This is a genomic window from Pseudomonas antarctica (genome assembly GCF_900624995.1).
GTDB classification, from domain to species: domain Bacteria; phylum Pseudomonadota; class Gammaproteobacteria; order Pseudomonadales; family Pseudomonadaceae; genus Aquipseudomonas; species Aquipseudomonas antarctica.
The window spans coordinates 1-9,905 of the sequence record NZ_UYXQ01000128.1; the positions used below are offsets into that span (position 1 = coordinate 1).

The window sequence follows — 9,905 nt, forward strand, 5'->3', positions numbered from 1 at the left end:
CGGTAACCCCGCGCCACGTAGAAAAACATCGCCATCTCTCGCCCGCCCAGTAACTGCGCGTTGCGCTCCTGGAACAGCGCAGTGGCTTCCGGGATCAGGCAGCAGGGTCGGCCCGCCTTGTCATCGAAGGCCCACATCTGCCCGATGATTTCACTGCCGCCGGCTTTTTCGATAAACGTGTCCTGGCCCCACAGGGCCGGCACGATGGCTTCTTCAGCGCCCGCTTCGATGAAGATAGCTCCGAAAACGGCCCTCTATCTCACGCATCGCTGCGGCTTCTTTACCCGTCACTATTCGGGTTCCACGTAGCATAGTCATGTGTTGTATCTCCATTATTTACAGGCAATAAAAAAGGCGCCGTGGGCGCCTTGGGTGGGGGTTCATTGAGTGATCAGAGGTTCTGGTCAATCAGTGAGCGCAAGCAACCGCGGCACCTTGGGCAAGGTCCGTGGTGGTGGCGGTTGCTTTGCGAAAATTGAGTCATGGGCGATCCTTGCACAGTCAGACGACGCATTACAAGCCGCCGTTAAACCAACGGCGTCAACTGGCTCAACTGTGCAGCCGTCGGAAAACCCAGCGTACGATAGCGCGTTGGGTACAGGCTCGCCGGTGCCAGCAAATCACCCAGCTTGGTTTCAAGTTCATCCCATTCGACCACTTGGGTCTGGGCGGTGCCGTCAGGCTGGATCTGCACCAACGCCACGCGGTCGGTCTTGGGCAGCAAGGTGTCGACGGTTTCTGTCCAACTGCACATCGAGAAAGTCTTGCCGTTGCTGTCCTTCAACTCGAACAGCTTGTAGGTCGCTACAAACACGTCGATCTTCTGCTCTTCATGGATCGTGTCGAGCTGCTCTTTCTGCGCGTGGTAATTGCCTTGCAGCAGCATGTGTTCGAGGCTCGCCATGCGCTCAAGGAGTGCTGCATCCTGGCTGATAAAAGGCACGATCCGTTGATCGTCGTAGGTGTACACCTGGCTGGAAACGGCACGCCCGCTTTCCATGGCCTTGAAGCTGACCTCGACCATATGCCGAATGCCTTCTTCATCCTTGTCACCGGTCACCATGAGGATGTCGCGAGTCGGGATCATGAACACCGGGCGGCCTTTGATGGCCGCACGCTGCAGGACATCCGGCAGCAGCACGCGGCTGGTGTCGTAGCCGTCATTCCAGCGGCCGACGTAGAGACCGGGCACAATTTCATCAAACGCCTCCTGGGTTGCTTCGCGCAGGTTGCCCACGGCCACTGCCAGCGCCTCGTCCAGGCTCACGCCCCAGTTTTCCTTCGGCCCCTCGGTGAGGGTGGAGGTGGTCTCGGGGTAGTCCACTGCCAGCAAGGTCACGCAGTCTTTGCCCAAGGTCTGGTGAACAGCGGTGTAAGGCGCGTCCCAGCCTTCGGTACGCACGTGATGCAGGCGCACTTCCTCAAGCACGAATCACCGGGCGTAACAGCGGCTTGACGTCTTCAAAGCTTTGCGGCGCTTGCGTTTTGTAGCCGAGCAGTGTCGATACATAACCCTTCAACACATCAGATTTGTGCGCCTTGTCGGCACTCTGATAATCACTGAATGCGTTGTGCAGGTTGAAGTAGCCGCCGTCGCCGTGTTTGAGACGGAACTCTTTAGGCACGTACTCAAGAGGTTCGCTGAAACCGGCATCACGAGCAGCCTTGATGAATTTCTCAGCGAATGCGTCTTCGGTCAGGGGGCGATTGAAGAGTGTGTTCAACAGGGAGCCAAACATGCGCAAAGTCCTCCATGAGTGCGAGCCGTCCATCATGGGCGGTGCAAGAGACCGGGTAAAGCGCCGGTCTGGGTTGTGTGACCCCGTTCACTGTTACCGGTTCAAGCCAGCAACTGCGTAATCCACCGCGCCTGCTGCTCAATCTCTAGCACCTTCGCCTGCGGCACTGCCTGGCGCGCCTGCTCGAAACTGGCCAGGGTCTTGTGCTTCTGGCGCAGCATGCGTTGCCATTTGGCCAGGAACACAGGGCTGCGCGCCTGCATTTGCAGGGGGCCGAAGTACAGCTCCTCATCGGTGTAGGTCACAGGCGTAGCACGCTCGGCGACGATGATTTCGTAATAGAAGCGATTCTCCTGCAGCAGCTCTTCAAGCAGGATGCGGTAGCCGTTGCCCATTAACCATTGGCGCAGCGGTTGCTCGCCGCCGTTGGGTTGCAGGATCAGGCGTTCCTGGCCGCTCAGGTACGCTTTGCCGCTGTCGAGGATGTCGCGGATGGTCTCGCCGCCCATACCGCAGAGGCTGATCGCGGTGATTCCATCACAAGGCTTGATCGCCGCCAGACCATCCGCCAGGCGCACGCTGATGTGCTGCGCCAGGCCGTTGTCACGCACGGTGCGTTCAGCCGCGTGAAAGGGCGTGGTCGCCACCTCCCCCGCCACCGCTGCCGCGATCACGCCACGGCGCATCAATGCCACGGGCAGGTAGCCGTGGTCCGAGCCGATATCGGCCAGGCGCGCACCCGCCGGCACGTTTGCCGCCACGCGCTCCAGGCGCATGGACAATGTGTGTTCGTTCAACGTTTGTTCCTTATCAGCACAACATTACTCACCCGAAAAACGATCCCGGCTGTTGGTCAGGTGCAACACCATGGCCGCCCGTGCGGCGTCCGGGTCCTGGCGCTTGATCGCATTGAAGATCGCCTCATGCTCCAGGTTCGCCAATTGCCCCAGCTTGGCGAAGTCCGCGCCGCCGCGCTCGGCGCCTTTGACCTGGGTGCGCGGGATCATCGCACTGCCCAGGTGCAGCATGATTTCGGTGAAGAAGGTATTGCCGGTGGCCTCGGCGATCAGCTGATGAAAGCGTTGGTCTTCTTCCACGCAGCTGTCGTTGTTGGCCAGCGAAGCTTGGTAGTCGTCCAGCGCTTCGCGCATGCGCGCCAGTTGTTCCTCAGACCTGCGCAGGGCGGCCAGTGCCACGGCTTGTACTTCCAGGCCCAGGCGCAGCTCGAGCATGTTGCGCACGCTGGCGACCGTGTCCACATGCAAGCGCAAGCCTTGCTGGGCGTGTTGCGCCAGCACAAAGGTGCCGATGCCGTGGCGCGTCTCGACCAAACCTGACGCCTGCAACTTGGAGATGGCTTCGCGCACCACCGTCCGGCTCACACCGTGCTCAAGCACGATGGTGGATTCGGACGGCAGTTTTTCGCCGGGCTTGAGCTGGCCGAGCAGGATGCGCTGGGTCAGCGTATCGACCACGCCTTGGGCCAGGTTGTTGGAACGTCGACGGACAAGGGTTCCGTTTTCAATGGGCATCGCGAGGGGTCCACGGGGTTGGGCTGGAGGGAGCTTAACACCGCGCTTGGCGGCGACGCTGGGTTGATTGAAAAAACGCTCTACTTGTATGACAACCAATCTGAACAACCCATCACCCACTGCATGCCGTGATCGCTCTGGCGGGGATATTCAGGCTCCATCAACATGCCTTAAACATCAACAAACCCAGGCAAACACTGAGCAAATAACCAAAATAGCTATTCAACCATCGTGTTTATAAGAACAAATACACACCGCCCCACATTGCGCAGCACAAAAAACAACTTGTATGATGTCTATCAACAAAACACGCAAACCCGCATAAAAATAATCAGGGGGAGTTTTGAATTGTGAACAATTCAAGCCATGCATCTGTCGCTCCACACAGTGATTCCGTCCTCGCGCGTGCCGTGAGCAAAGTGAAGGGCCATGTGCTCCCACTGTTCGTGATCATGTTCATCCTCAACTACATCGACCGGGTCAATATCGGCTTTGTGCGCACGCACATGGAGCATGACCTGGGCATCGGCGCGGCGGCCTACGGCCTGGGTGCCGGGCTGTTCTTCATTGGCTACGCGCTGTTCGAAGTGCCCTCCAACCTGCTGCTGCAAAAGGTCGGCGCGCGTATCTGGCTGACCCGCATCATGTTCACCTGGGGCATCGTCGCGACCTTGATGGCGTTCATCCAGAACGAAACCCAGTTCTACGTCCTGCGCTTTCTGCTCGGCGTGGCCGAAGCCGGGTTCTTCCCGGGTGTGATCTATTACTTCACCCGCTGGTTGCCTGGCGTGGAGCGCGGTAAAGCCATTGCGATCTTCCTGAGTGGTTCGGCGGTCGCGTCACTGATTTGCGGCCCATTGTCGGGCGTGCTGTTGCAGATCGAAGGCTTCGGCTTCCACGGCTGGCAATGGATGTTCGCCATCGAGGGCCTGGCCTCCGTGGCGCTGGGGTTCTTTGTGTGGTTCTGGCTCGACTCCAAACCCCACGACGCCAAATGGCTGACCCGCGAGGAACAGGACACCTTGGTCGGCGCCATCGACCAGGAACAGCGCGAGCGCGAAGCGCTGACCACGGTCAAACCGACCCTCGGCAAGCTGCTCAAAGACCGCCAGATCCTACTGTTCTGCGCCCTGTACTTCTGCATCCAGCTGACGATTTACGCCGCGACGTTCTGGCTGCCGAGCATCATCAAAAAGATGGGCGACCTGAGCGACGTGCAGGTCGGGTTCTTCAACTCGATCCCATGGCTGATCTCGATCATCGCCATGTACGCCTTCGCATCACTGTCGGGCAAGTTCAAGTCCCAACAGGCCTGGGTCGCCGCCGCGCTGTTGATTGCCGCCGCGGGCATGTTCATGTCCACCACCGGCGGGCCGATTTTCGCCTTTGTGGCGATCTGCTTTGCAGCCATCGGTTTCAAGTCCGCCTCGTCACTGTTTTGGCCAATCCCCCAGGGCTACCTGGATGTGCGCATCGCCGCCGCCGTGATCGCGTTGATCAACTCCATCGGCAACCTGGGCGGCTTCGTCGCGCCGACCACCTTTGGTTTCCTGGAACAAACCACCGGTTCGATCCAGGGCGGCCTCTATGGCCTGGCCGGCACCTCGGTGCTGGCGGCGATCCTGGTGTTCTTTGCCAAGACTTCGCCCGCTGCCGTGCTGGCCTCGCCAAGCGCTGTGCCGACGGGCGCCGCCATCAGCAAACCTCTTTGAGCCTATTTAGGAACTTGCCATGAACACTCCCGTAGTCACCCATTTCCACGTCATCCCGGTGGCAGGCCACGACAGCATGCTGCTCAACCTGAGCGGCGCCCATGGGCCGTTCTTTACCCGCAATATCGTGATTCTCAAAGACAGCAGCGGCAATACCGGTGTGGGCGAAGTACCCGGCGGTGAACGCATCCGCGAAACCCTGGAAGACGCGCGTAGCCTGGTGGTCGGCCAGCCTATCGGCCAGTACCAGCGCATCCTCAACCAGATGCGCAGCACCTTTGCCTCTCGCGACGCCGCCGGGCGAGGCCTGCAAACCTTTGACCTGCGCATCACCATTCATGCCGTCACCGCCATGGAAGCCGCCCTGCTCGACCTGCTCGGGCAATTCCTCGACGTGCCGGTGGCGGCCCTGCTCGGCGAAGGGCAGCAGCGCGATGCGGTGAAAATGCTCGGTTACCTGTTCTACGTCGGCGACCGCACAGCCACTGACCTGGCCTATCGCAACGAGGCTGACGCCGATGACGACTGGTTCCGCTTGCGTCATGAGCAAGCCATGACTGCCGAATCCGTGGTGCGCCTGGCCGAAGCCGCCAAGGCCAAATATGGCTTCAATGACTTCAAACTCAAAGGCGGCGTCTTGAGTGGCGATGAAGAAATCGAAGCGGTCACCGCCCTGGCCGAACGCTTCCCGGATGCGCGCATCACCCTCGACCCGAACGGCGCGTGGTCACTCAAAGAAGCCATCCGCCTGTGCCGCGACCAACACCACGTACTCGCCTATGCCGAAGACCCGTGTGGCGCAGAAAACGGCTACTCGGGCCGCGAAGTCATGGCTGAATTCCGCCGTGCCACGGGCCTGAAAACCGCGACCAACATGATCGCCACCGACTGGCGCGAAATGGGCCACGCGATCCAACTGCAATCGGTGGACATTCCGCTGGCCGACCCACACTTCTGGACGATGCAAGGCTCGGTGCGCGTTGCGCAGATGTGCAATGAATGGGGCCTGACCTGGGGCTCACACTCCAACAACCACTTCGATATTTCCCTGGCGATGTTTACCCAGGTCGCGGCCGCCGCACCGGGGGAAATCACCGCCATCGACACCCACTGGATCTGGCAGGACGGCCAGCACCTGACCAAAGAGCCGCTGAAAATCGACGGCGGCTACGTCAAGGTGCCCACCAAGCCCGGGCTGGGCGTTGAGATCGATATGGACGCCGTGGCGAAAGCCCATGAAGTCTACAAAGGTATGGGCCTTGGGGCGCGGGATGACAGCGTGGCGATGCAGTTCTTGGTTCCGGGGTGGCGCTTCAATAACAAGCAGCCTTGCCTGGTGCGCTAAGGCTTAAGGGCAACGTAGGTCAATGTGGGAGCTGTCGAGCTTTAGCGAGGCTGCGAAAGCAGTGGTTCAGGCGATATAGCCATTGGCTGTGCCGCCGTCTTCGCAGCCGAGCTGAAGCTCGACAGCTCCCACATTTGATCGGCGTTGTTATCGCTGATCAGGGCTTACCGACGACTGCCGACTTAGCCCTTGCCGCCTGATTGACAGCCAACGGCTGTACAGTGAGCTCAACCCCTAACGCCAGCATCAGCTTCTGGACCGTCTCATAGCGCGTTTTCGAGCCGCCTTTGAGCGTCTTGTATAGGCTCTCCCGATTAACCCCCGCCGCCTCGGCAACCTTGTTCACACCTTGGGCTTTAACGACCTCGGCAAGCGCCTTCATGAGCACCTGCGGGTCTTGCGACTTCATGCTTTGCGCCAGGTAAGCGCTGATGGTTTCAGGGCTGTCGAGAAAGCGCGAGGCCTCATAGACACTGGTGCCGGATGTATCAAGGTCGAGGATCGGCATGTCCTCGGGTTTGAATTTCGATTCGCTCATTTCATTGACCTCTCAGGGCATCGAGGATCTCTTTTGCCCGATTGATTCCTCGCGTCTGGTCGGTTTTATCGCTGCCCCAAAGCATCAGGTAAGCGGTGATACCAGTGCGCACAAAGTAGATCCTGCGGCCGGGCCCGACAAAAACACGCATTTCACTCAGGCCTTCACCGACGGGCTCGCAATCACCAAAGTTGTTGTCTTCGGCGCGGTCCAAACGCGCCAACACAGCCGTTTTGCCCCAAATATCCTTCATACCGTCGAGCCCTGTATCGAACTCCGGCGTCCTGCCGATCAAGTTAGTCACAGATTCACATGTAGCCTACTGGCTACTCCTTGCCGATGCGAGTTAATTTTTTGTTCCGGCGCGATCCGGAACAAAACCCCTACCCCTGCCCCCGCATAATCAAGCTGTCGATACTATTAGCGCTTGTTTCCTTCACGTTTAAAGCGCCCGATCAAACAACGGCGTCACGTCATACCGTTGCTTGAGCATCTGCGCATCCACCAGGAAATCCGCCGTGGCCTGGGCCTCGCTGACAATCGTCGGCGAGATCGGCAGCACCTTGATCGCGTCACGCTTGAACCACACCCTGGCAATCTCCGGCGCCGACTGGTTGGCCTTCGACCACGCCTCGGCGTACTCATCGACATGGCTGTTGCTCCACACGCGAGCGCGGGTGAGACGCGCGACAAAGTCTTTGATGATTGCGCCTTTTTGCGCCAGCGCCGGTTCATACGCAACGATGTAGGTCGGCGCGCTCATCAGGCCCTTGGCGTTGCGAATCAGCGTGCTGCCCTCTTTCTCCTGCAGCGACACGTAGGGTTCCCAGGTGCCGAAGGCATCGATGTCGCCCTGGGTCAGCGCCAGGCTGGCTTCGGCCGGCAGCAGGTATTTGAAGGTCACGCTGCTGCGCGGCACGCCCGCTTCGTCCAGGGCTTTGTACGCCAGTTGCTGGCTCCACGAACCGTTCCAGATCGCCACGGTTTTGCCTTTGAGATCGGCCACCGACTGGATGCCTTTGCGTGCCACGATGCCTACGCCATCGAGGCTGGTCTGGGTGCTGGCGACCACCTTCACTGGCGCGCCATTGGCGGCCAGGCCGATCACCGGCGTGTCGCCGACAATGCCCACGTCCAGCGCGCCGCTGGCGACCGCCGAGGCCACCGGGGAGCCGGTGTTGAAGCGCTTGAAATCGATTTTATACGGCAAGTCTTTCAACTCACCCGACAGCTCCAGCACGATGCGGTTGGAGAAGAATTGGTCGCCCACCACCAGGGTCAGCGGCTCTGCCGCGCCTACCGAACTGCCATGCAGTGCAAGAGTAGCCAGGCCCAGCAGGACGAGCACGTTTCGACGATTGATCATGAAGAAATCCACACAGTTGAGGGCTGACTCAACCATCTGTGGGCGTGCAGTCTGGTGATGAGAAAAGGGGTTTGAAGGTCGCCGAGTGTGGCGCCCGTAGAAGCTAACGCAATAAAAGCGCGGGGTTTAATACTGTTGCGCACTATCGATAGAACCGTTGCGCAGTTCGATAGCTATTTTTCGTATTAAAAACTTTGCCACCCCTGGGTTAGGGTGGCGTCACCAGACCACTGGACCCCAGCACCTGAGCCACTTTCTGCAAGGTCCATTGCATGTCGATTCCCGCGTTGAATATCTGGGGCGCTGCGCCCTCGGCCCGTTATGAACAACTGGCCGCACCGTTTCGCCCACTCTTTGCCCACATCCTTGCGCACGCCGCTGAGGCTGATCAGACTCGCGCCAGCCTGGCGCCCGTCATCCAGCAACTGAACGCGCTGGGCTTGCCGCGCTGGCGCTTGCCCGCCAGTTACGGCGGCCAGGACGCAACCTTCGCTGAACTGCTCGCGCTGCTCACAGAGCTGTCCGCCGCCGACTCCAATATCACCCAGGCCCTGCGCGGGCATTTTGGTTTTTGCGAGGACGTACTCTGCGCCAAAGACCTCGACTGGCGCGCCAAGTGGCTCGAGCGACTCGGCCAAGGCGCCCTGCTCTCCCCAGGCAGCACCGAAGTCGGCACCCAGACCCGCGGCGACTTCGAAACCCGCCTGCACCGCGATGCGGACGGCACCCTGCGCATCAGCGGCAAAAAGTTCTACACCACCGGCGCGCTCTACAGCGACCTGATCAACACCGTCGCCACCGGCGAAGACGGCACGGTCTACAGCGTGGTCGTCGACCTCAAGGCCCCCGGCGTGCAGATCATCGATGACTGGAACGGCTTCGGCCAACGCCTCACCGCCAGCGGCACCTGCCTCTTTAACAATGCCCCGGTGGAAGACGACCTGCGCCCCACCCACCAACGCTTCGGCTACGGCCAATCCTTCTACCAGATCTACCACCTCAGCACCCTCGCCGGCATCGCCCGCCGTGCGGCGCTGAGTGGTGCGCAAGAGCTCAGCCAGCGCGCCCGGACCTTCACCACCGGCAACGCCGATACCGCAGCGCAAGACGTGCAACTGCTGCAAGTCATCGGCGAAGTCGCCAGCCAGGCCTACGCCGCACACGCCATCACCCAACAAGCGGCGCAACGCCTGGAACACACGGCGCAGTATGTGATCGCCCACGACCAGCCGTTGCATGACGACGATCCGCAGGTGGCATTGGCGGAATTGGAAGTGTGCCTGGCGGTGAACCCGGTAGTGGATGCGACACTCGCGGCGACCACCGCACTGTTTGATGCGCTGGGCGCCAGTGCCACGGCCAGCAACAAAGCGCTGGACCGGCTATGGCGCAATGCGCGCACGTTGGCGAACCATAATCCACGGGTGTACAAGTCGCGGATCGTCGGCAATTACCTGGTGAATGGCTTGCTGCCGCCGGCGCAGTGGCGGGTGGGTGTGGCCAAAGCTTGATGAAACAACACTGGAACAGTGTTGCCGAGTCGGGGATTGGGGTCCGAGCGGGCGTTTAAGGCATCGGCCGAGCGGCTGACAACACAATGATCCAGCCCCCCCCCAAGGCCAAATGTGGGAGCTGTTGAGCTTCAGCGAGGGTGCGAAAAGGTCACTGCCGTG

Annotated in this window: 10 protein-coding genes and 1 pseudogene; 3 read left to right on the forward strand and 8 right to left on the reverse strand. The window is 60.3% G+C overall.

Translation table 11 applies throughout. The features are described 5' to 3' along the window. From E0F99_RS26225 to E0F99_RS26240, 5 genes and pseudogenes are all read right to left on the reverse strand, one after another. Positions 1–203: pseudogene (locus E0F99_RS26225) on the reverse strand (ATP phosphoribosyltransferase regulatory subunit); the annotation flags it as partial. Between the two features lie 323 nt (positions 204–526). Beyond that, on the reverse strand, positions 527–1,429 hold the full coding sequence (locus E0F99_RS26230; protein WP_232000140.1) for a DUF1444 family protein: 903 nt from the start codon (positions 1,427–1,429) through the stop codon (positions 527–529). After that, positions 1,422–1,739 carry a hypothetical protein gene (locus E0F99_RS30680; RefSeq protein ID WP_232000139.1) on the reverse strand — a complete coding sequence of 106 codons (318 nt, stop codon included), beginning with the start codon at positions 1,737–1,739 and terminating at the stop codon, positions 1,422–1,424. Before E0F99_RS30680 ends, E0F99_RS26230 begins: the two co-directional genes overlap by 8 nt. A gap of 101 nt (positions 1,740–1,840) precedes the next feature. After that, positions 1,841–2,536: a tRNA (adenine(22)-N(1))-methyltransferase gene (locus E0F99_RS26235; RefSeq protein ID WP_083357681.1), complete on the reverse strand. Its 696-nt coding sequence runs from the start codon at positions 2,534–2,536 to the stop codon at positions 1,841–1,843. Positions 2,537–2,560: 24 nt separating this feature from the next. After that, complete coding sequence (locus E0F99_RS26240) at positions 2,561–3,271, reverse strand: FadR/GntR family transcriptional regulator (protein ID WP_083357680.1); 711 nt, start codon at positions 3,269–3,271, stop codon at positions 2,561–2,563. A gap of 350 nt (positions 3,272–3,621) precedes the next feature. Here E0F99_RS26240 and E0F99_RS26245 point away from each other — a divergent pair, with 350 nt between their 5' ends. After that, complete coding sequence (locus E0F99_RS26245) at positions 3,622–4,983, forward strand: MFS transporter (protein ID WP_083357679.1); 1,362 nt, start codon at positions 3,622–3,624, stop codon at positions 4,981–4,983. Between the two features lie 19 nt (positions 4,984–5,002). Continuing rightward, complete coding sequence (gudD, locus tag E0F99_RS26250) at positions 5,003–6,328, forward strand: glucarate dehydratase (RefSeq protein WP_083357678.1); 1,326 nt, start codon at positions 5,003–5,005, stop codon at positions 6,326–6,328. A 157-nt stretch (positions 6,329–6,485) separates the two neighbouring features. Here the strand turns inward: gudD and E0F99_RS26255 are convergent, their stop codons facing one another. The 3 genes from E0F99_RS26255 to E0F99_RS26265 all read right to left on the reverse strand — a co-directional run bounded on the left by E0F99_RS26255 (position 6,486) and on the right by E0F99_RS26265 (position 8,232). After that, positions 6,486–6,866: an addiction module antidote protein gene (locus tag E0F99_RS26255; protein ID WP_083357677.1), complete on the reverse strand. Its 381-nt coding sequence runs from the start codon at positions 6,864–6,866 to the stop codon at positions 6,486–6,488. Between the two features lies 1 nt (position 6,867). Next, positions 6,868–7,170 (reverse strand): type II toxin-antitoxin system RelE/ParE family toxin, encoded by a 303-nt coding sequence (locus tag E0F99_RS26260; protein ID WP_083357676.1) that lies wholly within the window; start codon positions 7,168–7,170, stop codon positions 6,868–6,870. Positions 7,171–7,308: 138 nt separating this feature from the next. Further along, positions 7,309–8,232: an ABC transporter substrate-binding protein gene (locus E0F99_RS26265; RefSeq protein ID WP_083357675.1), complete on the reverse strand. Its 924-nt coding sequence runs from the start codon at positions 8,230–8,232 to the stop codon at positions 7,309–7,311. Positions 8,233–8,504: 272 nt separating this feature from the next. Here E0F99_RS26265 and E0F99_RS26270 point away from each other — a divergent pair, with 272 nt between their 5' ends. After that, the gene (locus E0F99_RS26270; protein WP_083357674.1) at positions 8,505–9,743 is read left to right on the forward strand and encodes an acyl-CoA dehydrogenase family protein; all 1,239 of its coding nucleotides are present in this window, start codon (positions 8,505–8,507) and stop codon (positions 9,741–9,743) included. The last annotated feature ends 162 nt before the right edge of the window (positions 9,744–9,905 follow it).